Annotated in this window: 29 protein-coding genes; 15 read left to right on the top strand and 14 right to left on the bottom strand. The window is 68.4% G+C overall.

Features of this window, described 5'->3' with window-relative positions:
• Nucleotides 1–73: 73 nt before the first annotated feature.
• The 3 genes from ACFWNN_RS19250 to ACFWNN_RS19240 all read left to right on the top strand — a co-directional run bounded on the left by ACFWNN_RS19250 (nt 74) and on the right by ACFWNN_RS19240 (nt 1913).
• On the top strand, nt 74–613 hold the full coding sequence (locus tag ACFWNN_RS19250; RefSeq protein ID WP_382441271.1) for a DUF3455 domain-containing protein: 540 nt from the start codon (nt 74–76) through the stop codon (nt 611–613).
• A gap of 141 nt (nt 614–754) precedes the next feature.
• Nucleotides 755–1204: a DUF3455 domain-containing protein gene (locus ACFWNN_RS19245; protein WP_382441270.1), complete on the top strand. Its 450-nt coding sequence runs from the start codon at nt 755–757 to the stop codon at nt 1202–1204.
• A 31-nt stretch (nt 1205–1235) separates the two neighbouring features.
• Nucleotides 1236–1913, top strand: a complete 678-nt coding sequence (locus tag ACFWNN_RS19240) for an SDR family oxidoreductase (RefSeq protein WP_382441269.1) — start codon at nt 1236–1238, stop codon at nt 1911–1913.
• Nucleotides 1914–1982: 69 nt separating this feature from the next.
• Here the strand turns inward: ACFWNN_RS19240 and ACFWNN_RS19235 are convergent, their stop codons facing one another.
• Together ACFWNN_RS19235 and ACFWNN_RS19230 are read right to left on the bottom strand one after the other, a co-directional pair.
• Complete coding sequence (locus ACFWNN_RS19235; protein ID WP_382441268.1) at nt 1983–3125, bottom strand: hypothetical protein; 1143 nt, start codon at nt 3123–3125, stop codon at nt 1983–1985.
• A gap of 47 nt (nt 3126–3172) precedes the next feature.
• Complete coding sequence (locus ACFWNN_RS19230; protein ID WP_382441267.1) at nt 3173–4480, bottom strand: amidohydrolase family protein; 1308 nt, start codon at nt 4478–4480, stop codon at nt 3173–3175.
• Between the two features lie 222 nt (nt 4481–4702).
• Here ACFWNN_RS19230 and ACFWNN_RS19225 point away from each other — a divergent pair, with 222 nt between their 5' ends.
• Entirely contained in the window at nt 4703–4909 is a 207-nt protein-coding gene (locus ACFWNN_RS19225) for a hypothetical protein (protein ID WP_382441266.1), read from the top strand.
• 1 nt (nt 4910) lies between these two features.
• Here the strand turns inward: ACFWNN_RS19225 and ACFWNN_RS19220 are convergent, their stop codons facing one another.
• The 4 genes from ACFWNN_RS19220 to ACFWNN_RS19205 form a co-directional block, all read right to left on the bottom strand.
• Nucleotides 4911–6068 carry a sensor histidine kinase gene (locus tag ACFWNN_RS19220; protein ID WP_382441265.1) on the bottom strand — a complete coding sequence of 386 codons (1158 nt, stop codon included), beginning with the start codon at nt 6066–6068 and terminating at the stop codon, nt 4911–4913.
• Nucleotides 6069–6360: 292 nt separating this feature from the next.
• Nucleotides 6361–7467, bottom strand: a complete 1107-nt coding sequence (locus ACFWNN_RS19215; protein WP_382441264.1) for a nitric oxide synthase oxygenase — start codon at nt 7465–7467, stop codon at nt 6361–6363.
• A gap of 132 nt (nt 7468–7599) precedes the next feature.
• Nucleotides 7600–8244, bottom strand: coding sequence for a tRNA (guanosine(46)-N7)-methyltransferase TrmB (gene trmB, locus ACFWNN_RS19210; protein ID WP_382441367.1), 645 nt, complete (start codon nt 8242–8244; stop codon nt 7600–7602).
• Between the two features lie 68 nt (nt 8245–8312).
• Nucleotides 8313–8717: a hypothetical protein gene (locus ACFWNN_RS19205; RefSeq protein WP_382441263.1), complete on the bottom strand. Its 405-nt coding sequence runs from the start codon at nt 8715–8717 to the stop codon at nt 8313–8315.
• 260 nt (nt 8718–8977) lie between these two features.
• On the opposite strand from ACFWNN_RS19205, the gene mycP reads away from it, so the two are divergent.
• On the top strand, nt 8978–10123 hold the full coding sequence (mycP, locus tag ACFWNN_RS19200; RefSeq protein ID WP_382441262.1) for a type VII secretion-associated serine protease mycosin: 1146 nt from the start codon (nt 8978–8980) through the stop codon (nt 10121–10123).
• Here mycP and ACFWNN_RS19195 read toward each other — a convergent pair.
• From ACFWNN_RS19195 to ACFWNN_RS19185, 3 genes are all read right to left on the bottom strand, one after another.
• Nucleotides 10089–10991 (bottom strand): ABC transporter ATP-binding protein, encoded by a 903-nt coding sequence (locus ACFWNN_RS19195; protein ID WP_382441261.1) that lies wholly within the window; start codon nt 10989–10991, stop codon nt 10089–10091. The genes mycP and ACFWNN_RS19195 overlap by 35 nt on opposite strands.
• A 92-nt stretch (nt 10992–11083) precedes the next feature.
• Nucleotides 11084–11833 (bottom strand): hypothetical protein, encoded by a 750-nt coding sequence (locus ACFWNN_RS19190; RefSeq protein WP_382441260.1) that lies wholly within the window; start codon nt 11831–11833, stop codon nt 11084–11086.
• Between the two features lie 5 nt (nt 11834–11838).
• Entirely contained in the window at nt 11839–12750 is a 912-nt protein-coding gene (locus ACFWNN_RS19185; protein WP_382441259.1) for an ABC transporter ATP-binding protein, read from the bottom strand.
• Between the two features lie 131 nt (nt 12751–12881).
• Here ACFWNN_RS19185 and ACFWNN_RS19180 point away from each other — a divergent pair, with 131 nt between their 5' ends.
• On the top strand, nt 12882–13316 hold the full coding sequence (locus tag ACFWNN_RS19180) for a PPOX class F420-dependent oxidoreductase (protein ID WP_382441258.1): 435 nt from the start codon (nt 12882–12884) through the stop codon (nt 13314–13316).
• On the opposite strand, the gene ACFWNN_RS19175 is transcribed toward ACFWNN_RS19180, so the two are convergent.
• Entirely contained in the window at nt 13313–13669 is a 357-nt protein-coding gene (locus ACFWNN_RS19175) for a darcynin family protein (protein WP_382441257.1), read from the bottom strand. The two genes, ACFWNN_RS19180 and ACFWNN_RS19175, sit on opposite strands and share 4 nt — an antisense overlap.
• A 74-nt stretch (nt 13670–13743) precedes the next feature.
• On the opposite strand from ACFWNN_RS19175, the gene ACFWNN_RS19170 reads away from it, so the two are divergent.
• The gene (locus ACFWNN_RS19170; protein ID WP_382441256.1) at nt 13744–14610 is read left to right on the top strand and encodes a LysR family transcriptional regulator; all 867 of its coding nucleotides are present in this window, start codon (nt 13744–13746) and stop codon (nt 14608–14610) included.
• Here the strand turns inward: ACFWNN_RS19170 and ACFWNN_RS19165 are convergent.
• Nucleotides 14607–15392, bottom strand: coding sequence for an HAD family hydrolase (locus ACFWNN_RS19165; RefSeq protein WP_382441255.1), 786 nt, complete (start codon nt 15390–15392; stop codon nt 14607–14609). The two genes, ACFWNN_RS19170 and ACFWNN_RS19165, sit on opposite strands and share 4 nt — an antisense overlap.
• A gap of 48 nt (nt 15393–15440) precedes the next feature.
• Between ACFWNN_RS19165 and ACFWNN_RS19160 the strand changes: the two genes are divergently transcribed.
• Genes ACFWNN_RS19160 through ACFWNN_RS19150 form a run of 3 tightly spaced genes read left to right on the top strand, consistent with a single transcriptional unit; the run spans nt 15441 to nt 17351 of the window.
• Nucleotides 15441–15968, top strand: a complete 528-nt coding sequence (locus tag ACFWNN_RS19160) for a TetR/AcrR family transcriptional regulator (RefSeq protein ID WP_382441254.1) — start codon at nt 15441–15443, stop codon at nt 15966–15968.
• Nucleotides 15968–16447, top strand: a complete 480-nt coding sequence (locus tag ACFWNN_RS19155) for a pyridoxamine 5'-phosphate oxidase family protein (protein ID WP_382441253.1) — start codon at nt 15968–15970, stop codon at nt 16445–16447. The genes ACFWNN_RS19160 and ACFWNN_RS19155 overlap by 1 nt, the downstream gene beginning before the upstream one ends.
• On the top strand, nt 16431–17351 hold the full coding sequence (locus ACFWNN_RS19150; protein ID WP_382441252.1) for an SDR family oxidoreductase: 921 nt from the start codon (nt 16431–16433) through the stop codon (nt 17349–17351). Before ACFWNN_RS19155 ends, ACFWNN_RS19150 begins: the two co-directional genes overlap by 17 nt.
• On the opposite strand, the gene ACFWNN_RS19145 is transcribed toward ACFWNN_RS19150, so the two are convergent.
• Complete coding sequence (locus ACFWNN_RS19145; RefSeq protein WP_089918409.1) at nt 17348–18004, bottom strand: response regulator transcription factor; 657 nt, start codon at nt 18002–18004, stop codon at nt 17348–17350. The two genes, ACFWNN_RS19150 and ACFWNN_RS19145, sit on opposite strands and share 4 nt — an antisense overlap.
• A 9-nt stretch (nt 18005–18013) precedes the next feature.
• Nucleotides 18014–19192: a sensor histidine kinase gene (locus ACFWNN_RS19140; protein WP_382441251.1), complete on the bottom strand. Its 1179-nt coding sequence runs from the start codon at nt 19190–19192 to the stop codon at nt 18014–18016.
• Between the two features lie 116 nt (nt 19193–19308).
• On the opposite strand from ACFWNN_RS19140, the gene ACFWNN_RS19135 reads away from it, so the two are divergent.
• Nucleotides 19309–19977 (top strand): hypothetical protein, encoded by a 669-nt coding sequence (locus tag ACFWNN_RS19135; protein ID WP_382441250.1) that lies wholly within the window; start codon nt 19309–19311, stop codon nt 19975–19977.
• Nucleotides 19974–20333, top strand: a complete 360-nt coding sequence (locus ACFWNN_RS19130) for a GntR family transcriptional regulator (protein ID WP_382441249.1) — start codon at nt 19974–19976, stop codon at nt 20331–20333. Before ACFWNN_RS19135 ends, ACFWNN_RS19130 begins: the two co-directional genes overlap by 4 nt.
• Here ACFWNN_RS19130 and ACFWNN_RS19125 read toward each other — a convergent pair.
• On the bottom strand, nt 20327–20767 hold the full coding sequence (locus ACFWNN_RS19125) for a hypothetical protein (RefSeq protein ID WP_382441248.1): 441 nt from the start codon (nt 20765–20767) through the stop codon (nt 20327–20329). The genes ACFWNN_RS19130 and ACFWNN_RS19125 overlap by 7 nt on opposite strands.
• Before the next feature lie 54 nt (nt 20768–20821).
• Between ACFWNN_RS19125 and ACFWNN_RS19120 the strand changes: the two genes are divergently transcribed.
• Genes ACFWNN_RS19120 through ACFWNN_RS19110 form a run of 3 tightly spaced genes read left to right on the top strand, consistent with a single transcriptional unit; the run spans nt 20822 to nt 24506 of the window.
• Nucleotides 20822–22327, top strand: a complete 1506-nt coding sequence (locus ACFWNN_RS19120) for a dynamin family protein (protein WP_382441366.1) — start codon at nt 20822–20824, stop codon at nt 22325–22327.
• Nucleotides 22324–22689, top strand: coding sequence for a nucleotide exchange factor GrpE (gene grpE / locus ACFWNN_RS19115; RefSeq protein ID WP_382441247.1), 366 nt, complete (start codon nt 22324–22326; stop codon nt 22687–22689). The genes ACFWNN_RS19120 and grpE overlap by 4 nt, the downstream gene beginning before the upstream one ends.
• Nucleotides 22686–24506 (top strand): dynamin family protein, encoded by a 1821-nt coding sequence (locus tag ACFWNN_RS19110; protein WP_382441246.1) that lies wholly within the window; start codon nt 22686–22688, stop codon nt 24504–24506. Before grpE ends, ACFWNN_RS19110 begins: the two co-directional genes overlap by 4 nt.
• The last annotated feature ends 139 nt before the right edge of the window (nt 24507–24645 follow it).

Below are 24645 nucleotides of genomic sequence, written 5' to 3'. Positions count from 1 at the left end.
TGTCATGGGTGGCTGCACCGCGGACAGCCAAAACCCCGAAAGTCCACTTTGGCTGTCCACTTTGGAGTGAATCGTGAATATTCGTCTTCTCGTTGGTGCTGCTGCTCTTCTGGGTCTTGCTGCGTGTGGCACCCCCACCGCCGGCACCGCGACCCCCACTCCCGTCGCCCAGCAGCAGGACGTTCCGGTCGCGGCAGCCGTCCAGGTCCCGGCAGGCCAGAAGCTGGTCGGCAAATACCAGGCCACGGGCGTCCAGACGTACTCGTGCCAGGGCAACGCGTGGAAGGGTCTAGAGCCCACCGCGACGTTGGTGGACAAGGACAACAAGCCGATCATCATCCACTCCCGCGGACCCGTCTGGATCTCCACCGTGGACGGCAGCGCGGTCGAGGCCACCCCGGTCGACGGCGCCAAGAACGACGTCAAGAACGCGGTGCCCGAACTCCTGCTGAAGACCAAGGCCGCGCGCGGCGACGGCCTGTTCGGCAAGGTCTCCTACGTCCAGCGCCTCGCGACCGAGGGCGGCGTCGCCCCGGCCGGTGGCTGCAAGGCCGGCGCCCAGACCTCCGTCGCCTACAAGGCCCTCTACACGTTCTACGCACCGGCCAACTGAGACGGTCGTTTGAACCGGTCCTGATCCCGGACCGTAGGCCCTGAAGTGATGAAACGTGCTGGCTTAGTCCTGGTCTCATCAACCCTTCTGGGCATCCTCGCAGGAGGTGTCGGCTCCACCGCGGCGCCGACGCCGGATGCCATGAGCGACACCAACACCGCGAGGGTCGCACCCGCGGTCCAGGTGCCGCCCGGCAACAAGCTCGTCGAGAAGCTCTACGCCAAGGGCGTGCAGACCTACACGTGCACGTCCGGCGCCTGGAAGAGCCTGGAGCCCGCCGCCACCCTGGCGGACCGGCTCGGGCGCGCGGTCGGACTGCACTCCCGCGGTCCGATCTGGGTCTCCACCGTCGACGGCAGCGCGGTCGAGGCCGCCCCGGTCGACGGAGCCCGCAACGAGGTGCCCGGCGCCGTTCCGGAGCTCCTGCTCAAGGCCAAGTCCACCAGGGGCTCCGGTGTGTTCGCCGGCGTCAGCTACGTGCAGCGCCTCAACACCAAGGGCGGCCTCGCCCCGACCGGCAGCTGCACCGAAGGCGCCCAGACCTCCGTCCGCTACGAGGCCCTCTACACCTTCTCCGTCCCGGCAGTCTGAGACGAGGGGGCGACCGAACTACAGTTCAGCCATGACTGATCGTCCGGTCGCCCTCGTCACCGGGGCATCCAGCGGAATCGGCGCGGCCATCGCCCGCAGCCTGGCCCCCACCCACGACCTCCTGCTCGGCGGCCGCGACGAGGACGCCCTGTCCGTGCTGGCAGCCGAGCTCCCAGGAGCCCAGCCCTGGCCGTTCGACCTCACGAACGTGGCCTCCGCCGACCTGGCCGCGGCCTCCCGCCTCGACGTCCTGGTCCACAGCGCGGGCATCGCCCTGCTCGGCCCCCTGGGCGAGGCCACCCAGGACGACTGGCGCCGCACCTTCGACGTCAACGTCTTCGCCGTCGCCGAACTCACCAACCTGGTCCTCCCCCAGCTCCGCGCCGCAGGTGGCCACGTCGTCCTGATCAACTCAGGCGCAGGCCTCGCCGCCAACCCGGGCTGGGGCGTCTACGCGGCCTCGAAGTTCGCCCTCCGCGCCTACGCCGACGCCCTCCGCGGCGACGAGCCGGCGTTGCGCGTGACCACGGTCTACCCAGGCCGCACCGCCACGCCGATGCAGCAGGACGTGCGCCGCCAGGAGGGCGGCGACTACGACCCGTCCAAGTACATCGACCCGGCCTCGGTGGGCCGCGCCGTGGCGTCGGCCGTGCTGGCGACGCCCGACGCGCACATCACCGAGATCAACGTGAGGTCGCGCCCGCACTAGTTGTCCACAGGCTTGTCAACAGCCTGTGGCTAGAGGTTGACGCTCCGGAGTCGTCCAGCTGAGGCGTGACTAGTCGCGCGATCGTCGCTTGGACAGGGCTACCGCGACCAGCGATGAAAGTACTATTCCAGCAGAGAACGCGACAGCTTCGCGCTCTCGGCTGGGGCTTTGCCGGGTTTCGACCGGCTTCGGTTCGGGTTTGTTGTCCTGGCTGCGCACTTTGCTGATCGGAACGCCGTCTTCTTGTGGGCCATCGGGTTCGTCTCGGTGCCACATAAGTGCCCAGAACAGTGTGATCAGTGCGATCACGCAGGCTTCGAACGTGATAACGAAGGCGAGGTATTCATGCCAGCCGAGCAGCATGTTGACGCATCCGTCGCCCGAGGCGGGAAGGGTAGACAAGGCAAGCGCTTCCCCGATCATAAGGAAGAACACTGCGTTAAGCGTCAATGCTTTGCCGACAGGCTCTCGCGTTAGCTTGGAGAAGAATCTCGCCTCCAGTCCGAGCGCTACGAGTAGCAGTGGAAGAACCTGGCTGACCTGCGCAAAGTACTCCTGGTCGATCGCGTTGCCGCACAGTGAGTTCAGATAGTTCTCGATCTCAATCCGACTGGTGCCGCCAAGCTCTTTGAAATCGCGCTCGGTCAGCTTGATGTGCGATATGGACCTGTTTGTGCCGTCGTCAATTACTCGCCACAGTGTCGAGCTGAAATAGGCGGCTAGTGTGCCCAGTAGAAGTGGTATTGAGGTGCGGAAGCGAATCCAGGCGGCCTTCGTTGTTTTTCTGTGCTTCTTTGGTAATAGCCCCTGTGGGAAGTAGCCGACTGTGGCTGCGAGGATTACCGCCAATGCTGCCACGTAGCAGATGGAGAGGATCAGGTCGATGCCGATCGCCTGATGTCCCCATTGAAAGGTTGCTGGCAGATCGAGTGCCAGCGTCGCAAGTGCCCCGATCAGCCAAAGAATGAGGAATTTGCCGACGGCAAAATCTGCCCTCCGCCAGTACGTGACGGAGGTGAGCAGCAGGGCGATCGCCAGCAGGCCTGCGTCAACGGTGGGGAGTAGCCACCAGGGCCACCTGACTCTGGGCTGGTTCGTGATCGCCTCTACCAACTCCGCGCTGAAGACGAGTAGCGCGAACAGCACAGCGATCGCGATGAAACCAAGTCTGGGGAAGGCGTCGTTCTCACCGGGTGTTTGTGCGGGTGACAAGTTCCCTCGCTGTTTGGTTGAGGTGAGTCGTCGGCACAACAGACGAGTTAGGAACTCCGGAGTCGTCGCGCCACCGCGGTGACTCCGGCCTGCGCCTCGTGCCGGTCCACCCGAGTCGACTCCCCGTCGGCCACGACGTGATCCCCGGCCACCCACACGTCGGTGACCCGCCGCGACCCCGACCCCCACACCAGGTTGGCCAGCAGCTGCGCGTCCGGCGCGTCCAGCCCCGTGGCGAAGGCGGGGTCATCAGCGGCGATGTGCACGACGTCGCCCCACCGCCCGGCCTCCAACGTCCCGATGTCGTCGCGCCCGAGCGCATCCGCCCCGCCCCGAGTCGCCATCAGCAACGCCTGCGCGGCCCCGAGCACGGTCGCGTCCATCGTGGAAACCCGAGCCAGCAGCCCAGCCAGCCGAGCCTCCTCGAACAGGTCCAGGTCGTCGTTGGACGCGGGCCCGTCGGTCCCAAGACCGACCGAAACCCCGGCGGCCAGCATCTCCGGCACCCGAGCGATCCCCGAAGCGAGCTTCGTGTTCGAACCGGGGCAGTGCGCCACGCCGACGCCGTACGACGCGTACAGCGCGATGTCGTCGTCCGACAGGTGCACGGAGTGCGCGGACAGCACCCGGCCACCGAAGACGTCCGAAGCCTTCATCAGGGCCGGCACCGACCCGAACTCGGCGCGGGCGGCCTCGTCCTCGAACGGCGACTCGGCCACGTGCACCATGAACAACGCCCCGCGTGCCCGCGCCTCCACGGCCACGGCGGACAGCTGCGCGGCCGACAGCGTGTAGGCGGAGTGCGGGCCGTACGCCAGCTCGACGCGCTCACCAGGCCCGAACCGCAGGCCATCGCTGTCGATCCACGACGAGATCTCGTCGGTCTGCGACTTCCAGTCCATCCCCGGCACGTCGAGGATCGCCCCGCCGAACACCACTCGCGATCCGGCGTCCAGCACGGCCGAGGTCAGCTCACGGCCGTGGAAGTACATCTCGGCCGAGGTGGTCACGCCGTGCCGCAGCATCTCGACGGCGCCGAGCAGCATGCCCGTCCGGATGTCGGCGGGCGTCATCAACGCCTCGTTCGGCCACATCGCCTCCTGCAGCCACCGCAGCAACGGGAGGTCGGAGCCGAGGCCGCGCAGCACGGTCATCGGGCTGTGCGCGTGCGTGTTGACCAGGCCGGGCATCAGGATCCCGGAGAACTGACGAACCGAACCCTCGAACGCCGGGGCGTCCGCCAAGGGACCGACGAAGGTGATCCGGCCGTCGACGACGTCCACGACCGCGTCGCGCATCACGGCGCAGGACGGGTCGCAGGGCAGGACCACCGGGGCGTGCAGACGCAGTGACATGCGCCGAATCCTGCCACTGTGACGCCAGTCACTACCGCGCATACTTCCTGAGCGCCTGGGCATCCTCGTTCTGTCGGGCGCGGGCCGACCCCCAGGGTCCGCCCCGGCCTAAAACTTGTCCCAATCCAAGGGGCCCGTCGAAGCAATGCCGACGGGCCCTTTGTGCATCCATGAGCAACCACGGGCAGGACAGGGGCGTCCCAAGATCATGTCGAAGAAGTCGTGCACGTCCGCCGGGCAGTTCCGTCGCGCGCAGAAGCCCGCGACCCCCAAGCCGCCGACCCGGCGTTGAGTTGGCATGATCACACTCCACGGTACGGGCGTGATCATGTGGAGGCACCAATGGCCGACCTCGACCCTCAGAACGACGACCAGTTCAGCGATGCCGAGATGACTCAGGAGTTCGAAGTCATCCGCGACGACATGTGAGCTAGCTGATCGGCAGATCGGCGCGGACCGTCCACCCGGTCGGTTCGCGCCGGCCTGCGGAGAACGTGCCGCCGAGCAGTTCCACGCGCTCGCGCATGCCGACCAGGCCGTAGCCTCCCGAGCCGCCCACGGGCACTCCGGAGGCCACCCCGTCGTCGAGCACGGCCAGGTGCAGCACACCGTCCCCTGAGGACAGTGCGACGTCCACTGAGGACACCGCAAACGCGTGCTTCGAGGTGTTGGTCAACGACTCCTGCACCAGCCGCAGCACCGAACGGGCCAGCTCCTGCGGTACGGCGTCCTCCAGGTCGAACGACAACCGCACCGGCAGCTCGGACTCCGCCGCCAGTGCGCGCACGTCGTCCACCAGGGACGAAGACGCTGCAGGGCCGGAGGATTCGCCGTCCCGCAACGTTCCGACCAGGCGCCGCATCGCGGTCAGGGCCTCGGTTCCGGACGCGGCGATCGACGGCAGCACGTCCACGGAACGGTTGAGCTGCCCGGCCTGCGCGTGCACGACGATCGCCGTCACGTAGTGCGCCACGACGTCGTGCAGTTCGCGCGCCAACGCCATCCGCTCGGCGTTCTGGGCCGCCGCAACGGAAGCCGCCAGTTGGGACCGCCGTTCGTTGTCCCTGGCCCGGAAGTACAGCCCGGTCCCGATGGAGATCACGAGCATCAGCACCGCGCCGAACAGGTAGCTGCCGGGGTCCGGTGAGTACGACCGGTACTCCTCGGCCGCCACGATCGGGTAGCCGATGACCTCGGCGGTGATCATCGCGGCGACGATCAGGGCGGTGCCGGACACCGCGTACCAGCGCGAGGCTTCGCGCGTGACGATCGCGATGGTCGCCATCGCCGCACCCGTCACGGAGATCGTCGCGCCGCTGATCCAGAAGTGCGGGTGCATCGACACGCCGAGAAGGCGCAGGTAGATCGCGGTGAACACGATCGCCGCCGCCAGTGCCAGGGTCGCGTCGAACGGGCGCCGGGGTGCGAGCACCGCGATCGCGCAGATCACCACGACACCGGGTGTCTGCCACCACGGGTTCACGTAGCCCGCGGTGAAGAGTTCGAGCCCCGCGATGAAGGCCAGCGAGACCGCCAGCGGCCACTGACGTTTGGCGAGCAGCCACCAGTTCAAGTCCGTGCTCTCCACCCGAGCAACCCTAGGGCCGAAGGGCTGATCCCGCGTCCGACCGGAGGCTAACCGGGCATCAGCCGTAAGGCTGAGGTGGCGACCTGCGGAAACACCCTCACGGCGGATGCCGGATCACGCCCCGGTCACGGACTCTGGAAGGGCGGAAGTCGGGGAAACGGAGGACGCCATGTTGTCAGTTGTGTTCACTTGGGCCGCCGCTGTGGTCGGCCTGTTGGTCCTTGCGCTGATGGCTCTGTCAGGCGTGATGATCGACTCGAAGTAGCTGCCGTACCAGCGTGTGATGGGGAAGTCAGACGCTGGTCAGGGAGTTCTGCTGGCGGAGCAGCTCCGCCAGCCTGCTCGTCGGCTGAGGACGGGTTTCGTCCAACGCAGCCGTGAAGCGCGCCGGAGAACCGTTCCGTGCGCGCGCCGCGGCTGCGCTGTCGAGCCGGAACGCGGGACGCGCGGCGGACGGCCGTTGCCGCGAACGCAGCCACGCGAGGCGGTGCAACGCCTCCGCGTGGTGGTCCGTGATGGTGACGGCCGCTTTGTCGAACGAGTGCAGCACTGCCGCGTTCAGGTGAACGGTCGCGAAGTCCCGCCACAGCGTGCGTTCGGACGAAGTGTCCAAACCCAACGCCTCGGCGACCTCGCGCGCCACGCCGTACGCGCCTTCCTCAGCCAGTGACCGGGTGCCGATCTCGGCGCCGACGAACCACGAGTTGAACGGCGCGGCGGGGTAGTTCACGCCGCCGATCGACAGCTTCATGTTGGCGATCACCGGAACCGCGTGCCAGCGCAGGCCCATCTCGCCGAACCACGGCAGCGTCGGGTGCTCCAACGGCACCTCGTGCACGATCTCGGACGGCAACGTGAACAGCCGTGGCCCCTCGTGCTGCGTCTCCACCACCAACGGCAGCAGGTCGAACCGTGAACGCCGCACGGGTGGACGCCATCCCATGCCCTGCATGGTCTCGGTGAACCCCGCGTACCGGCGGTCGCCCATCCCGTCGGCGTACCCGGCGTACCGGATCAGCTGCTCGTTCCAGATCACCGGCCCGGGCGAACCGGGCGCGTCCGGCGCGAAAACCGTGACCAGCGGCCGAATCTCACCGCCGTTGGTCGCCAGCCGCAGGTGCTCCACGCACTCGCCGGCCACGGCGGCCGCGTTGCGGTACCCGCGCAGATCGCGGACTTTCAGGCGCCGCCAGGGCAGACCTGAGGTGCACCAACCGGAATCGCGCAACGCGATCCGCGCGCCGTACGCGAGCTCGTTGGTGGTGTGGCGGTAGGTTCCGGTCTCGGCGATCTCGGCGCGCACCTGGGCGATGCGGGCGGTCAGCGAGCCTGCGTCGGAGTGCGCCGCGTGGAACATGCGCACGAACTCCTCCGCGACGGGGAGGACGTCGGGGGTCACGGAGCGAGACGCTAAGCCCGGAGTGGCCTCACGCGTCACTGCCACTCGGGGCATTTCGGGTGATCAACACCGGCCACTCCAACGAGTGAACGGTAGACCCAAGGTGTTCACTCGAACGGCTTGAGACCTCGATCAGGTGAGGTCGTTCCGCCGGAACATCAGGTCGTGCGAGACCCGGTCCTCGTTCACCGCGCGCTGCTCGAACTTGGTGACGGGCCGCCAGTCCGGCCGCGGCGCCCAGCCGTCGTACACGTTGGTCAGCAGCCGCTCGCCGGAACAGACCTCCAGCATCTGCTCGGCGTAGTGCTCCCAGTCCGTCGCGAGGTGCAGCACGCCACCGGGCTCCAGCCGCGACGCGATCAGCGACACGAACTCGGGCTGCACGAGCCGGCGCTTGTGGTGCTTCTTCTTCGGCCACGGGTCCGGGAAGAAGATCCGCACGCCGTGCAACGACGCGGGCGCGATGTGGTCGGTCAGCAGCACGACGGCGTCACCGCGCAGCACGCGCAGGTTGTCGAGACCGCCGAGGTGCTCGGCGCGCAGCAGCAGCTGGGCGAGTCCTGGCTTGTAGACCTCGGCGGCGACGTAGTTGAGCTCGGGCGCGGCGGCCACGAGCTGCGAGGTGGTCTCGCCCATGCCGGACCCGATCTCCAGCAGCACCGGCGCGGAACGGCCGAACCACGAGTCGAAGTCGAGCGGCCCCTCGGGCAACGACTTCACGTCGTTGCCCATCTTCTCCCAGTACGTGTCCCAGGCGCGTTCCTGCCCCACGGTCATGCGCTCGCCGCGCTGGACGAAGCTGACGATGGAACGGGGGAACTCAGGGCTGGTCACGACCGGACATTCTAAGCAATCAGTTCGATGTCCTCGATCTGAGCACGCAGGTCAGCCACGGTGAAGTCGATGGCCTGCGGACGACCCGGCCCGCGATGAGCCGCCACGAGGTGCACGAACCCCCGGTGCGAGTCGGTGAACTGCACGGTTGTCGGGGTGGCGGGTCCGTAGACGCCGCTCTCCGACGGGACGAACTCCCAGTAGCCGACCTCGCCGAGGTCGACCCACGGCACGAACACCCAACCGGGACGGGCGGACAGCAACGCGCTCACGGCGTCCTCGACGGCGTGACCCTCGGCACGAGACCGGAGGCGGCCTCTGTCCAGGGCGCGCAGCCACCACGGCGCGGGGGCGGCCTCGACGGACCGCACCGAGCGGTACAACGCGAGGACCTCGGACTCGGGCGCTCTGTTCACCCAGGAACGGCGCGCGTCAGCTGGGGTGAGGGCGATTTCGGCGGGGTTGGGAGCTTCCAAAGCACTGGACCACTCGAGACCGAGCATTGCTTCCACACGAACCACTGGCCACCTCCGCGGCGGGGATAACCCCATTGAACGTGAAGCCAAACGTCGATGATGTCCAAAATGCCGTTTTTCACGGCTTGTTAACAGTGCTCTTACGCAAGCTGTGACGCCAGGCACGTTGCGTCCTGACCTGGAAACACGATGTAGCTGACGTGCCCCTGCTCCACGCCCTCGTCGTCGCACTGCCGTTGCTGCTCGCCGCGCAGTCGATCGAGGAACAGGAGTGGCACCTCGACGCACTCGACGTCTACTCGGCTCAAGCTCAGACCCGCGGCGACGGCGTGGTCGTTGCGGTCATCGACTCTGGCGTCGACGCGAAACACCCCGACCTCGCGGGGCAGGTGTTGCCCGGAACGGGCTTCGGACGGTCGAAGGGCACCGACGGCACCACCGACACTGATGGCCACGGTACAGGCATGGCGGGCATCATCGCTGCTATCGGACGTGGCGGTGGTGCGCTCGGCATCGCGCCCGGCGCCAAGATCCTGCCGATCGCGAGCGCCGACGAGAAGGAGCAGTTCGGCCTCGACATCATCGGCGAGAGCATCAGGTGGGCCGCCGACCACGGCGCCAAGGTGATCAACCTGTCCCTGGGCTTCTCCAGTTCGATGACTCCCTCGCTGGTCAAGGCCGTGAACTACGCGATCGAGAAGGACGTCGTGCTCGTCGCCGCCACCGGCAACGAGGGCAAGGACGTCTCCGCGCCCGCCAACATCAGCGGCGTGATCGCGGTCGCGGGCACCACCAAGGACGGCAAGCCGTGGGCGTCGTCCAACGTCGGTGCGGACACCGTGCTCACGGCACCGGCGGTGGGCATCGTGACGGTCGCACCCGAGAGCGTCTACGAGAGCGGATACGCCGAGATGGACGGCACGAGCGCGGCGTCGGCCATCGTGTCCGGGGTCGCGGCGCTGGTGCGCGCGAAGCACCCGCAGATGGCGGCGAAGGACGTCGTCAACGCGTTGGTCAGGACGGCCACCGACATGGCGGAACCCGGCCGTGACGCCACGACCGGGTTCGGCATGGTCAACCCGACGGCCGCACTGGCCGCGCAACTCCCGCCGGTGGACCGCAACCCGCTGCTGCCGGCACCGAAACCCTCGACGACGCAACCGGTTCCGACGCTCGCGGCCGAGAAGCCGCGCGAACCGGTCGACATCGCCGCCCGGCTGCCATTCGTCGCGGCGGTCACGGGCGGCACCGCGCTCCTGACGGCGTTGCTGATCGTCCTGCCCGCCGTCAGGTCGCGGCGCCCCAAGGCGATCAGTGCGCCTGGTACTCCACCGACTCCCTGGTGAGCTGCATGAACGCCTCCTCCAGCGACCCGCGCTGAGGGCTGAGCTCGTGCAGCACGATCTGGTTCTCCGCCGCGAACTCGCCGATCTGCTGCGCGGAGATGCCCTGCACGACCAGCGATCCGCTCACCGAGTCGTCCGTCACGGTCGCGTGCGCCGCGAGGATCTCGCGCAGCTTCGCGGCGTGCGGCGACCGGACCCGGACGGTGTCCTGGGTCGCGTCGGCGATGAACTGCTCGGTGGACGTCTGCGCGATCAGCTGTCCCTTGCCGATCACGATCAGGTCCTGCGCGGTCTGCGACATCTCCGACAGCAGGTGGCTCGACACGAACACCGTGCGGCCCTCGTCCGCGAGGCGGTGCATGAACTGCCGGATCCAGAGGATGCCCTCGGGGTCGAGGCCGTTCACCGGCTCGTCGAACAGCAGCACCTCGGGGTCGCCGAGCAGCGCGCCCGCGATGCCGAGCCGCTGCGACATGCCGAGGGAGAACCCGCCGGCGTTCTTGCCCGCGACCTCGGTCAGGCCGACGATCTCCAGCACCTGGTCGACCCGGCCGGCCGGGATGCTGTTGGACGCCGCGAGCCACTTGAGGTGCGAGCGCGCGGACCGGTTGGGGTGCACCCACTTCGCGTCGAGCAACGCGCCGACCTTGGTCAGCGGCCGCTTGAGCTGGGCGTAGTGCTGCCCGTCGATCCTGACGTCACCACCGGTGGGGGTGTCGAGGCCGAGGATCATCCGCATCGTCGTGGACTTGCCGGCGCCGTTCGGGCCGAGGAAGCCCGTGACCCGGCCGGGCCGGACGGTGAACGACAGGTCGTCGACGGCCTTGGTCCGGCCGTAGTGCTTGCTCAACCGCACTGCTTCGATCATGGCCTCTCCCGGTTCGCTCGAAGAACTGACAGGGACCTGGGTCATCCCCCGACGGATGACCCAGGTCCCTCTCCCCCTTTATTCGGAACGGGTCACGCGTCCCGCCGCTTCGCGACGATCAGAGCGACCACCAGGAGTGCGATGGCGACTCCGGCGAAGTACCCGAGCGAACCCCATTCGCTCAGCTTGAAGTCGACTCCCGCACCGCCCTGCTCAGGGCTGTCCGCGCCCATCGAGACGAAGTGGGTGGCGTTCTGGAACGGCAGCCACGCCTGGATCTTCACGCCGGCCTTCGGGATGATCCCGATCAGGCCCTCGGCCAGCATCTGCCACACCAGCAGGATCGCGACGGCGCCCGCGGTCTGGCGGACCAGGATGCCGATGGCCACCGCGATGACCGCGCCGAACGCGTAGATCAGGCCGATGCCCGCCACGTGCCGCCACTCGGCCGCCGTGTTGATGGCGAGGTCCGAGCTGGGCGAGATGACCTTCGCGATGCCCCACGAACCGAACGCGATGATCTCGCCGAGCACACCGGCGATGAACGCGACCACGACGGTCTTCGCGACCAGTGCGGACGTGCGGTTCGGCACCGCGAGGAACGTCGATCGGATGGTGTTGAAGCGGTACTCGGTGGTGACCGCGATCGCCGCCATCACCAGCACGACCGCGATGGCGAGCTGGCTGCTGCCGATCTGGGTGAGGCCGAGCGGCACGGGACCGTCGGTGGCCGCCGCGAAGATCGCGGTGAGGCCGACGCCCAGGACGATGGCGAGCGCGCTGCACCAGTAGGGCGAACGGGTCGAGAAGAGCTTGATTCTCTCAACTGCCAACAGGGTCATCAGACTCACTTCCCGATCTCTGCGTGGTACTCGACAGCATCGCCGGTCAGCTGCATGAACGCCTCTTCGAGCGAACCGCGCTGGGGGCTCAGCTCGTGCAGGACGACACCGTTCGCAGCGGCGATGTCCCCGATCTGGTCACTGGTGGCACCCGATACGGACAACGCGTCGTCCGCGCTGTCACGGACCGTGAAGCCCTTGTCGACGAGCAACGGGCCGAGTTTGAACAGGTGAGGGCTGCGCACGAGAACGGAGTTACCCGTTGATCGGTCGATGAACTCCTGCGTGGTGCTCTGCGTGATCAGCTTCCCCTTGCCGATCACCACGAGCTCGCTGGCCGTGAGCGCCATCTCCGACAGGAGGTGGCTCGACACCAGGACCGTGCGGCCCTCGGCGGCGAGGTTCTGCATGAACGTGCGGATCCAGAGGATGCCCTCGGGGTCCAGGCCGTTCACCGGCTCGTCGAACAGCAGCACCTTCGGGTCGCCGAGCAGTGCCGCGGCGATCCCCAGCCGCTGCGACATGCCGAGCGAGAACCCGCCGGCGTTCTTGCCCGCGACCTGGGTGAGGCCGACGGACTCGAGCACGGCGTCGACGCGGTTGTCCGGCAGCCCGTTGGACTTCGCGAGCCAGCGCAGGTGAGCGCGGGCGGAGCGGTTCGGGTGCACCCACTTGGCGTCGAGCAGGGCGCCGACCGTCCTCAGTGGACGGCTCAGTTCGGTGTAGGGCTTGCCGTCGATCAGCACGCGGCCTGCCGACGGACGGTCGAGCCCCAGGATCATCCGCATCGTGGTGGACTTGCCCGCGCCGTTCGGACCGAGGAATCCGGTCACCCGTCCAGGCTGGACGGTGAACGACAGGTCGTCGACCGCGACCGTCCTGCCGTATCTCTTGGTGAGGCCGACTGCCTCGATCATTGGCTTTCCCCTCTCGGTGATGGGAATACCTTCCCGCTTCGAGGGGTGAGACCACATCGCCCTGCGGTCTGCGGTGTGCGTCAACTTCCGTCGTCCGGTGCCGCTACCTCCGTCGTAGTTGAATGAGCCACATGGGATACACGGAAGCTCCGGAAGGCTGGTGGCGCGAGTTCGTCCTGGCCAAGCCGGCCCGCACCGGCAAGCTCGCGGTCACCCGCAAGGACGGATCGCCGCACGTCGCGCCGGTCTGGGTGGACCTCGACGGCCCCGACGTCGTCTTCCTGACGGCGCGCGACACGATCAAGGGCAAGTCGATCCTGCGGGACGGCCGGGTGGCCATCTGCTTCGACGACGAGACCCCGCCGTTCAACTTCGTGACGATCACCGGCCAGGCCGTCGTCGACGAGGACCCGGACCAGCTCAAGTACTGGGCGGGCCGCACCGCCGCGCGCTACATGGGCGACGACCGCGCCGACGAGTACGCCGACCGCAACGGCGTGCCGGGCGAGCTGGTCGTGCGCGTGAAGGTCGACAAGGTCGTCGCCGTGCAGAACGTCTCCGACTAGCCGACGGTGGCGATCGGGTCCACGCCGTGGTTGCGCGCGTACCCGTTCTCCACCCCGACCAGCAGTTCCACGACCTGGAAGTAGTCGTCCCAGAACGGGGTGTCGCGCAGCGCGTCCACGAGCCGCTGGTACGACTCGTGGTCGCGCGCCTCCCACACCCAGATGTCCGTCACGCGAGCCGAGTAGAACTCGGTGTCGTAGAAGCGCGACCGCACGCCGTCGGCCTTCGCCTTGATGGCGGGGAGCACGTAGGTCTCCATCACCTCGATCCGCTGCGGAACGGTCAGCGCCAGCCACTTCGGCATGGTCTTGACGAGCATGAACGCGGTCACGTTGGCCTCGAAGGTTGTCATGCCACGACGCTAGAAACCGATGACCCTTGCTCGCCACGCAACTTTGGCAAGGCAGAGTTGCATACGATGCAAAGGTGCCTGATCAGCTGGATCTGAACCTCCTGCGCGTGTTCGACGCCCTGCTCCAGGACGGCAGCGTCACCGCGGCGGCCGAGCGGCTGCACCTGTCCGTTCCCGCCACCAGCAGGGCGTTGGCGCGGTTGCGCCGGGCGATGGGCGATCCCGTCCTGGTCCGAGCGGGTCGCGGGCTGGTGCCGACGCCGTTCGCGCTGCGGATCGCGCCGCGGGTCCGGACGCTGCTGGACGAGGCTTCCGCGCTGATCCACGCCAGGGAACCCGACCTGGCCGAGCTGCGCCGGACGTTCACGATCCGCGTCGCGGACGGTGTGCTGGCTCCGCTGGTCAACGCCGTGGCGGCGCAGGCTCCCGGCGTGGTGCTGCGGTTCGTGCCCGAAGGCGACGACAGCGCAGAGGCGTTGCGGAACGGGTCGGTCGACCTGGACATCGGCGCGGGCGACGACACTGAGGCCGACATGCGGTCCGCCGTGCTGTTCACCGAACAGATGGTCGGCATCGTCCGCACCGGCCACCCGCTCGGCAACCGGCCGACGCTCCGGCAGCTGTGCCGCCACCCGCACGTCTCGGTGTCCCGGCGAGGCCGCACCCGAGGACCGCTCGACACGGCGTTGCAAGCCAAGGGCCTGCAACGCCACGTCACCGCCGTCGTCCCGTTCTTCAGCGCCGCCGCCCAGCTCGTGGCGTCGAGCGACCACGTGGGACTGGTGCCACGACGCCTCGCCGCGCAGTACCCCGCAGGCCTGCGCTGGTTCCCGGTCGACGCCGGTCTGCCCGCCATCGAGGTCCGCATGTTCTGGCACGCGAGGCTGGACGCAGACCCGGCGCAACGCTGGCTCCGCGAGACCGTCCAGGGCTGTGTCTAAGGGAAGTAGCGGTTGATCACCTGAGCGGCGCCGTCCTCCAGCACGGTCGGCGCCACCTCGTCCGCCGCGGCCTTCACGTGCTCCGGCGCCTGTCCCATCGCGACACCGAGCCCGGCCCACCGCAACATCTCGACGTCGTTCGCCCCGTCCCCGATCGCCAGCGCGTCCTCGGGACGAACTCCCAGCTGTGCCGCGAGTTCGTCGAGCTCGGCGCCCTTGGAGATGTCGGCGGGCACGGCCGTCAGCCACGCCTCGGTGTGGTCGACGGACCACTCGACCCCCGGCAGTGCCAGCTCCCGCAGGGCGAACGAGAGCTCCGCCGGCGTGTGGTCGAGCCAGCGCATGACCAGCCGGGGTGTCGGCGTCGCCACCATCTCCTCGAACGTGACCTCCGACGTCACGCCCCACAGGTCACCCGGCAGGAACGAGCCCATCGACAGGCTGCCGACGCCGGTCAGCTCGACCGCGAACACCACGTCGGTGAGCAACGCCTGCAACGCCTTGATCGTCGGGCCGGGATCGAACGTGGTGCGCTTGGTCACCTCTTTCGTCAGCGGGTCCCACCACACCGCGCCGTTCGAGCAGAGCGTGTGCGCGACGGGCAGCTGGGCCGCGATCGGGGTGGTGCCGATGAGGCTGCGACCGGTGCAGAGCACGACGTGAGTGCCGTGGTCAGCGGCCCGGGCAATGGCCGCTTTCACGGCGGGAGCCATGTCGTTCGAGCCGACCGGGGTCAGGGTTCCGTCGATGTCCAGGGCGATGAGGCGCGGTCTCCAGGTCACGTGACGCCACCCTATGCGAAGGTTAGTGAATTGTGGTTCACTAACCGCGTGGCACGACCTCGCACCATCACCGACGAACGGATCCTGAACGCCGTCGCGGCCGTCATCGACCGGCGCGGGCCGGAGTTCACCGTCGCGGACGTGGCGGCCGAGGCCGGGGTGTCGGTCGGCGCGGTGGCGAAGCGGTTCGGGTCGAAGAGCGGGCTGCTGCAGGCGTTGACGAGGGCCGGCACCGAGGAGGTCGTGCGGCGGATGCGCGAGGCGGGCAACGTCCGCGACGCGCTGCTGACCTGGTTCGACCGGCTCGCCGATCCGGTCGTGGCCACGAACAACCTGGCGCAGCTCGGTGTCGACCTGATCGACCCCGAGTTGCGCGCGCTGCTGGCCAGGCACTACGCGGCGCTGGAGGACGAGCTCGAAGTCCTGTGCGCGGCCGAGGAACTGCCACCGAACGCGGCCAGGATCCTCGCCGCGTTGATCTACGGGATCTCGATGGACTGGTCCGTGCGCCCGCGTGGCGACCTGATGGCGCGCACGAGCGAGGACGTCGACCTGGTGTTGAAGGGAATGCGTTGATGGCTACCTGGGCGGAGTTCACGGCCGAGCAGCCCGAGATGGCCGCGTTCGTCGAGAGCCGGTTCGCGGCGGACCGGCACGCGTTGATCGCGACGCTGCGCAAGGACGGCTCACCGCGGATCAGCGGGATCGAACCGGACTTCGCGCACGGTCACCTCTGGGCGGGCATGATGCCGAACTCCTTGAAGTCCAAAGACTTGCGGCGCGATCCGAGGTTCGCGCTGCACTGCATGACCACGACCGCGTCCATGACGGAGGCCGGTGACGCGAAGGTCAGCGGCACGGCCGAGTTCTGGACGGACAAAGAGGTCTACCTGAAGGACCTGTTCGAGCGCACGGAGTGGGAGCCGAAGCCGGAGGAGATCGACCTCTTCCGCTTCGACGTCACCGAGGTCGTGCAGTTGCTGGTCGAGGGCGACGAGATGGTCGTCCTCTCCTGGGGAGAAGGAAGGGGAGTCAGGCGTGTCGCGAAGAAGTGAGCCTGATCTGAAGGGGAAGGTCGCCGTCGTCACGGGGGCCACGCGCGGTGCGGGGCGCGCGATCGCGATCGAACTGGGTGCGGCGGGCGCGACGGTGTTCGTGGCCGGCCGGACCACGCGGGAGCAGCGCTCCGAGGTCGACCGGGCGGAGACGATCGAGGAGACCGCCGAGCTCGTGGACGCGGCCGGGGGCAAGGGGATCGCGGTCCGCTGCGACCTCACCGTTCCGTCTGATGTGGACGCTCTGGCCGCACGCATCGAGAAGCTCGACGTCTTCGTCGACAACGCCTGGGGCGGCGAGAACCTCGTCGAGTGGGGCAAGTTCTGGGAGCACGACCTCGACAAGCAGTTGCACATGTGGCGCAACGGCGTCGAGACGCACCTGATCGCGATCCACAAGCTGATGCCGTTGCTGCTGAAGTCCGACGACGGGCTGGTCGTCGAGGTGACCGACGGCGAGGACGGCGAGGCGTACTTCGTGAACCTGCCGTACGACGCGGTGAAGAACTCCGTGCGGCGGTTCGGCGAGGTGCTGGCGAAGGACCTGAAGGACCACCCGAACGTGACCGCGATGGCGGTCACCCCCGGCTTCCTGCGGTCGGAGCAGATGCTGGAGACGTTCGGCGTCACCGAGCAGAACTGGCGCGACGCGGTCGAGAAGGTGCCGGACTACGCGATCTCCGAGACGCCGCACTACCTCGGCCGCGGCATCGCGCACCTCGCCGCGGACAAGGGCCGCGCCAGGTTCTCCGGCCAGTGCCTGTCGTCGTGGAAGCTCAAGCGCGAGTACGGCTTCACCGACCTCGACGGCTCGCAGCCCGACTGGGGCCACTGGTGGGACGACGTGGTGAAGCCGCGGATGGCGGGCCAGACCGTGGACGCCGACCCGGAGAAGTACCGCTAGGCATCGCCGGGGCGGACGAGACCGGTCTCGTAGGCCAGCACCACGGCCTGCACCCGGTCTCGCAGCTCCAGCTTCGCGAGGATCCGTCCGACGTGCGTCTTCACCGTCGCCTCGGACAGGAACAGCTTGCGGGCGATCTCGGTGTTCGACAGGCCCTTCGCGATCAGCACGAGCACCTCGCGCTCGCGTTCGGTCAGCACGTCGAGCATCGAGGCGTCGCGCAGCTCACCGCCGCCGTCGCCGAGGAACCGGCCGAGCAGTCGCTTGGTCACCGACGGCGAGACCACCGCGTCCCCGGAGGCCACCGCCCGCAGCGCCGACACGAGGTCGGACGGCGGGGTGTCCTTCAGCAGGAAGCCGCTGGCGCCGTTGCGCAACGCCGACAGCGCGTACTCGTCCATGTCGAACGTCGTCATGACCAGCACCTTGGCCGTGTCGGCCTCGGCGATGCGCTTCGTGGCCTCCACCCCGTCCATCACGGGCATGCGGACGTCCATCAACACCACGTCGGGCCGCAGCTTGTCGGCCATCTGCACGGCGTCGAGGCCGTCGGCCGCCTCGCCGATCACGTCGATGTCTTCCTGCGCGCCCAGCACCATGCGGAAACCCATCCGCATGAGTTCCTGGTCGTCTACGAGCAGCACCCGGATCACGTGATCACCCTATGCGGCCAGCGGGAAAGTCGCGCGGACGCGCCAGCCCCCACCGGGGTTGGGGCCCGCCTCGAACTCGCCGCCCAGCACCGCAGCCCTTTCCCTCATGCCGATCAGCCCGTTGCCGCCGGACACCTTGACCACGTCGTGGGGAGTGCCGAAGCCGTTGTCGGTCACTTCCAGCCGCAGCTCTTCCGGGGTCCGCGCCAGCCGCACCAGGGCGGTGGTGTCGGAGCCCGCGTGCTTGATCACGTTCGTCAGCGCTTCCTGCACGATCCGGTAGACGCTCAGGCCGACGCCGACGGGCAGGTCGTCCACGTCCCCGGTGATCTCCAGCTGCACGGGGACGCCGGCGGCGCGGGTGTTCTCCGCGAGCTCGACCACGCCGCGCGCGTCCGGCTGCGGTGCCCACTGCGTCTCGGCGTCCTCGCTGCGCAGCACGCCCAGCAGGCGGCGCATCTCGGTGAGCGCGAGGCGTCCGGTGTCGGCGATCGTGCGGACCGCGTTCTCCGCCATCTCCGGCTGCGACCTGATCGCGTAGGCGGCGCCGTCGGCGTGCACGATCATCACGCTCACCGCGTGCGCCACGACGTCGTGCAGCTCACGGGCTATGCGCGAACGTTCCTCGCCGACCGCGATCCTGGCCTGCTGGTCGCGTTCGGTCTCCAACAGCACCAACCGTTGCTCCATCTCGCGTTGGTAGGCGCGGCGGGCGCCGATGAACTCGCCCATCGCCCAGCTGAAGCCGAAGATCACGAGGATCAAGAAGACGAAGAAGACGGCGCCGATCTCGCTGACCCGGAAGATCGCCCACAGCAGCGTGCCCGCGAGCAGCCAGCCCATGTAGATCAACGCCGTCTTGCGGGTCGTGTAGGCGACGAGCGTGTAGAGCGCGATGGCCAGCGCGAAGTCCGACATGCGGACCGGTAGGCCCTCGGTGCCGATGCCGTGTGTGAAGAGCTGGAGGTACCCGCCCGTGAGGATCAGGTAGCTCGTGCCCAGCGGGTGGTAGCGGCGGAACGGCAGCGGACCGAGCATCAGCACCGTCACGGCGAGGAAGGCCGAGAACGACATGCCCTGGCCGGCCATCGCGACCCCGATGCCCAGGTCGAAGATCAGCAAGATTCCGGCGATCAGGGAGTCCCCGAACGCCGGATGAGCCTTCATCCACAGGCTGAACCTCCGCACCGGTCAAGGTTAGGTCCGGGCCGAACTTCCGCGCGTCGCGCCACGGGTTGACTCTCCGTACGACTTCAGTGTGAGTTATTGTGTCGAGGGGTTGATACAAAGTTCGGGGGTTCGCGATGTACAACGTCCTGTGGGCGGCCGGCGTCGGCCTCTTCTTGCTGCTCCTGCTGTGGCCGACCCAGTCGACCGGCAAGCGTTTGCTCAAGAGCTGGAAGGTGTCCGACCCGACGCCGGGGCAGATCGACGACGCCGTCCGGTACCTGAAGCGCCGGCGACTGCTCTACCCGTGGCTCTACGTGGGGTTGTCGTTCCTGCCGATCGCGTCCGGCCGGGGTGTGGGATCGCTCGCGGCGATCGTGCTGGGCGGCACGTTGCTCGCCGAACTGATCGCGACGCAGCTGCACCGCGAGGGCTCGCAGCGGGTGGCCTCGCTCACGCCGCGCGGCCTGTTCGACATCGCCTCGCAGTACGTGCTGATCGCCTACGCCGCGATCGTGGCGATCGGCGTGGTCGTGCTCCTGGTCACTCTCCGCATCGAACAGCTGCCCGTGCTCGTGGTGTCCGTCGCCGCGGTCGCGGTGATCATCTGGGCGGCCGTGGCCCGGCCCGCGGACGGGGACGAGGAGGTCGACCGGGCCCTGCGCACCCGCAGCGTGCACGTGTCGGCGGGACTCGGCGCGGCGGTGGTGGGCGCGCTGGTGGGCGGCGGGTTCGGGTTGTTCTGCATCCTCGCGTGGATAGCGATGGCGAACACGAACTACGTGTCCAAGAAGATCTTCTGGTGACAGGTCCCCGAATCGTCGTCGACGTCGAGAACGGTGTCCCGCCCTGGCGTCAGGTGCGCGACCAGCTGGTGAGGTTGATCAGCGGCGGAGTGCTGCCGGTCGGGTCGCGGCTGCCGACGATCCGCCAGCTCGCCGCCGACCTCGGGCTCGCCGCCGGCACGGTCGCGCGGGCGTACCGGGAGCTGGAGGTGTCCGGCGTGATCACGACAGGGCGAAGGCAGGGCACCGTGGTGGCCGCCCTGCCTTCTCATAATCCGGACCCGCTCTCCGCCGCTGCTGCGGAGTTCGTCGCCGTGGCCAGGTCACTCGGCGTCAGCGAGGGGGAGGCGCTGGACGCCGTGCGAGCCCACTACTGAGGCGACTCGATCTTGGGCGCGGGCCGCGGTTCGCCGATGTGCGCCTGACGTTCTTCCTGGCGCTCTTCGTAGATGCGGTGTTCCTCGGCCATCTGGTCAGCGAGTTGCTGCTGGAGCTGGCGATCCCTGATCCTCGCCAGGATCGCCATGGTCGCGCCGTGAGCCAGTGCCAGCAGCAGGAGCACCACGCCCAACTTCAGGACCAGGTCTTTCGCCGCGTTGCCCGTGTTGACCTCGACGGTCGACACGATCGCGAGCAGGCCGAGCACGACGAGGTGGAACAGCACGGCCGTCAGCTTCATCATGCCCGCGGCCTGCTCGTCGTCGTACGCGGCGCGCCTCAGGTATCCCTTGCCGCCGTGGTAGATCAGCTGGCCGTCCACGACGACCAGGACGATCCCCAGCACTAGGAACGTCACGTAGCTGTCACCCATGCGCTGTGGCTACCCGCGCACGCACGCGCACAAACCGTGGCACGATCAGTGCTCGTGACGGCGTTGCAGCAGGGACAACAGCTGGCCGGTCCGCTGTGCGCGGCGGTGGCCAACCTGTGCGTTGCGCTGCAACCGCAGGTGTCCCCGCAGACCGCCGCCGGGTTCCAGGAGGTGCTGCGGCGGCTGCACGCGCCGTTGCAGGTCGCGGTCGCCGGTCGGATCAAGTCGGGCAAGTCGACGTTGGTGAACGCGTTGATCGGCCGTCGCGTCGCGCCCACGGACGTCGGTGAGTGCACCCGGCTCGTGACGCGGTATCAGTACGGCACGGTCGACCGCATCGAAGTCGTGCTGCGCGACGGACGGCGCCAGGTGCTGCCGTTCGACGCCCACGGCATGATCCCCGCTTCTCTTGGCGTGCAAGGTGTTTCGCACATCGAGGCGTACCTGACGAACGCCGTGCTGCGCGACATCACCGTCATCGACACACCGGGCCTCGGATCGTTGGACGCCGACTCGGTCGCCCGGACCGAGGAACTGCTGGATCCCGTGTCGCGCAACGCGGTCGCGGGTGCCGAGGCCGTGCTGTACGTCGTGACGCAGGGCGTGCGCGCCGACGACCACTCCACCCTGGCCGCGTTCACCGCCGCCACCGCGTCCCGCGAGGCAGGCCCGGTCAACGCCATCGCCGCGTTGAACAAGGTCGACGCCCTGGCGCCGGAAACCGTTGAGGGCTCGGAAGGTGACGTGTGGCGGGCCGCGCAGATCCTCGCCGCGAAGCAGGCCGCTCTGCTGAAGCCCCGGGTCGCGGACGTGCTGCCGGTGATCAGCCTGCTCGCCGAGTCCGCGGAGACCGGTGAGTTCACGTCGGCCGACGCCGAGGCGTTGCGCGCGCTGGCCGCCCTGGACACCGACACCCGCACGATGATGCTGATGTCCGGCGACCTCTTCACGTCGTGGGACTGCGACGTCGCGGCCGGCGTCCGCTCCCGGTTGCTGGAGAAGCTCGACCTCTACGGCATCGGCCGCGCGCTGGAGGCGCTCGACGCCGAACCGGCGCTGACCGCGGGGGCGTTGCGCCGCGTGCTGTTCGACGCGTCCGGGTTCGCCGCCGTCCGGGGCCGTCTGGACGCGGTCTTCCGGTCCCGCGCCGACGGCATCAAGGCCGCCGCCGCGCTGGCCTCGGTCACTTCGCTGGCCGCGGCCGACCCCGGCGAACGGCAACGCGTGCACGACGCGATCGAGGTCCTGCTGGCCCGCCCCGAAGCCCATCAGCTGAGGCTGCTCGAGGCGTTGACGCTGGTCTCGTCCGGCACGGTCGAACTGGCCCCGGACCTCACCGAGGAGGTGCTGCGCGTCGGCAGCACCCCGAACATCGCGGCCCAGCTGGGCCTTCCCGGCCGACCGGTGGCGGAACTGGTCGCCTACGCGCTGGAACGGGCCGGCTGGTGGCGTTCGTTCGCCTCCTTCGGCGCGACCCCGGCGCAGTCCCGAGTGGCACACGTCGTCCACCGGGCGTATTTCCTCATGTGGCAGCAACTACGTGCTGGGGGGCACCGATGAGCGCGAACGGAACCGAATCGGCCGAACTGACGTCGGACGACGGTGTGGAGACCATTGCCGACGAGCTGCTCGACCAGGCGCTGGCCGAACGCCGCGCCCTGGTCCAGCTGTGCCTGTACGCGCTGGACCGCGCCAGTGCCGGCGTGGTCGAACGCATCGAGGAAGGCCTGTCGACCATCGGCGTGACCGCGGTCCGCGCCGACGGCCAGCGCTTCGACCCGTCGCAACACGAGGCAGGCGGCGCCGTCCCGACCGACGACCTCTCGCTGCAGGGCCTGGTGGCCGAGACCGAGGTCCCCGGCTTCTGCGACCGAGGCCGCATCCTGCGCGCCCCGATAGTCACGGTCTACACGGCCCGATGAGCAACCTCTCCCAAACGGTCCGCCAAACGCGCGAGCGCCTGACGTCCGTGGTCCGCGACCTGGACCCGTCCATGGCCGACTGGGTGACCCGCCGCGCGACCCCCGAAGTCTCCTCGGTGGTCGTCGTCGGCGAGACCAACCGAGGCAAGTCCTCCCTGGTCAACGCCCTGCTGTCGGCCCCGGGCCTCTCCCCGGTGGACGCGGACGTGGCCACCTCGACCTACCTCGTCTTCCAGCACGGCCCGACCTGGGCGGCCAGAGCCTGCTACCCGGGCCTCCTCGCGCCGGTCAGCTTCCCACTACCGGCCCTGATCAACTGGGTCTCCGCCGCCCACGACCTCCCCGAGGGCGAACTCCCCCCGCGCTACGTGGAAGTAGACGCCCCGATCCCGCTCCTGGAACGAATGTCCGTGGTGGACACCCCAGGAGTGGGCGGCCTCGAATCCGTGCACGGCGAACTGGCATTGGAAGCCGTCACCTCAGCCACCGCACTGGTCTTCGTGGTGGACGCCTCCTCCCCGTTCACAAGAGGCGAACTCGACTTCCTCAAACGCGTGGGCGACCGAGTGGAAACCGTCGTCTTCGCCCTGACGAAAACCGACCAGTACCGAGGCTGGCGCCAAGTCCTGGAAGCCAACCAGTCCCTCCTGGCCCAACACGCCCCAAGATTCGCCGACGCCACCTTCCATCCAGTCTCGTCCCGAATGTTCAGCATGGCCGCCCAAGCCCCGAATCCGGACGCCGCCGCCATGCTCCGCGAACGCTCAGGCATCTCCACCCTCCAAACAACTCTCCAGGAACTGGTGACCGGCAGAGCGGGAATGCTCGCCGAAGCCAACGCCCTGCGAGCCCTGACCACAGTCCTGGCAGAACTGGAAATCCGCCTGGACCAAGAAAAACGAGCCCTCTCCGTGGGCGAGGACGAGGCCGCCCACCTCCGAGCCCGCCGAGAAGAACTGCAAACCGAACGCCGCTCTTCAACCCGAGGCTGGCAGGTCCGCCTGAGGGGCGAGATCCAACGGGCCCGCATAGAGAACTCCCACGAGATCTCCCGCCAGATGCGAGACCTGCAAACCTGGTACCGCCAAGCCATCGACCAGGCAGACCGAACCGCCCTGGCCACCCTCCCGCAACAGGTGGACACGGCACTCCAGGTCGTCTCAGGCCGCATCTCCACAGCCCTCTCAGTCCGCCTGTCCCAGGTGACCGACGCCGTCCTGGCCACCCTCTTCTCCCCGGACGAACTGACCCTGATCCGAGGCCAGTTCGCCAGAGGCGAGCAACCCCCGGTAATCCTGCGCCCCAAAGAAAAACGCCCTCCGACAGCCGAGGACAAACTCCTCGTCTTCATGGGCGTCTCCGGCGGCCTGGGAGCAGGCAAACTGGCCGTGATGCCCCTGGCAGGCCTGGGCATAGCCGCCCTGAACCCGATAGTCCTCCCGGTGACCATCGCCCTGGGCCTGGGCGCGGGTTGGTGGATGGCCAGAACCAGAACCCACACGGCCGAAAAGCAACACGTCAAACAATGGCTCTCCGACGCCATCGCCGACGCCCGCTCCACAGTGGACCAACTGGCCGCAGAACAACTGATCGAGGCAGAACAGGCCCTCTCCCTCGCCCTGGACGAGGCCCTCGCCAAACGCATCGAGGCCATCGAGTCCGAACTGCGTGAGGTGGACCGAGCCCTCCGCATGGAGGCAGGCGAACGAGGCCGCGAACTCCAAACCGCGACCCGCAACCTGGCCGAGGTGGAACAGGGCCGCTCCAAGGCAGAAGAACTACTCGCCCGAATCCGCTCGGTACGAGACCGAGCCTGACCACGCGAAGCCGAAGGCGAGCCCCAAGCCGCCGCGAAGCCGAAGGCGAGCCCGTACGAGCGCTGCACATCGGAACAGCGGTGTGGTGACGTGCCCACCCAACTCAGCCACGCACGCTTGAGATTGGGGCTTGACTTTG

It is taken from the genome of Lentzea sp. NPDC058450, from assembly GCF_042721395.1.
GTDB lineage: Bacteria > Actinomycetota > Actinomycetes > Mycobacteriales > Pseudonocardiaceae > Lentzea.
The sequence above is the reverse complement of the archived record's forward strand: the minus strand, read 5'-3'. Positions and strand labels throughout refer to the sequence as shown.

Bases quoted from the DNA above. Each gene is read 5' to 3' on its own strand.
- ACFWNN_RS19125 (WP_382441248.1), bottom strand. From the start codon at position 20,767: ATGGGTGACAGCTACGTGACGTTCCTAGTGCTGGGGATCGTCCTGGTC.
- ACFWNN_RS19185 (WP_382441259.1), bottom strand. From the start codon at position 12,750: ATGATCGAGGCAGTCGGCCTCACCAAGAGATACGGCAGGACGGTCGCG.
- ACFWNN_RS19230 (WP_382441267.1), bottom strand. From the start codon at position 4,480: ATGTCACTGCGTCTGCACGCCCCGGTGGTCCTGCCCTGCGACCCGTCC.
- ACFWNN_RS19240 (WP_382441269.1), top strand. From the start codon at position 1,236: ATGACTGATCGTCCGGTCGCCCTCGTCACCGGGGCATCCAGCGGAATC.
- grpE (WP_382441247.1), top strand. From the start codon at position 22,324: ATGAGCGCGAACGGAACCGAATCGGCCGAACTGACGTCGGACGACGGT.
- ACFWNN_RS19180 (WP_382441258.1), top strand. From the start codon at position 12,882: ATGGGATACACGGAAGCTCCGGAAGGCTGGTGGCGCGAGTTCGTCCTG.
- ACFWNN_RS19135 (WP_382441250.1), top strand. From the start codon at position 19,309: ATGTACAACGTCCTGTGGGCGGCCGGCGTCGGCCTCTTCTTGCTGCTC.
- ACFWNN_RS19190 (WP_382441260.1), bottom strand. From the start codon at position 11,833: ATGACCCTGTTGGCAGTTGAGAGAATCAAGCTCTTCTCGACCCGTTCG.
- trmB (WP_382441367.1), bottom strand. From the start codon at position 8,244: ATGACCGTGGGGCAGGAACGCGCCTGGGACACGTACTGGGAGAAGATG.
- ACFWNN_RS19155 (WP_382441253.1), top strand. From the start codon at position 15,968: ATGGCTACCTGGGCGGAGTTCACGGCCGAGCAGCCCGAGATGGCCGCG.
- ACFWNN_RS19175 (WP_382441257.1), bottom strand. From the start codon at position 13,669: ATGACAACCTTCGAGGCCAACGTGACCGCGTTCATGCTCGTCAAGACC.
- ACFWNN_RS19110 (WP_382441246.1), top strand. From the start codon at position 22,686: ATGAGCAACCTCTCCCAAACGGTCCGCCAAACGCGCGAGCGCCTGACG.
- ACFWNN_RS19245 (WP_382441270.1), top strand. From the start codon at position 755: ATGAGCGACACCAACACCGCGAGGGTCGCACCCGCGGTCCAGGTGCCG.
- ACFWNN_RS19195 (WP_382441261.1), bottom strand. From the start codon at position 10,991: ATGATCGAAGCAGTGCGGTTGAGCAAGCACTACGGCCGGACCAAGGCC.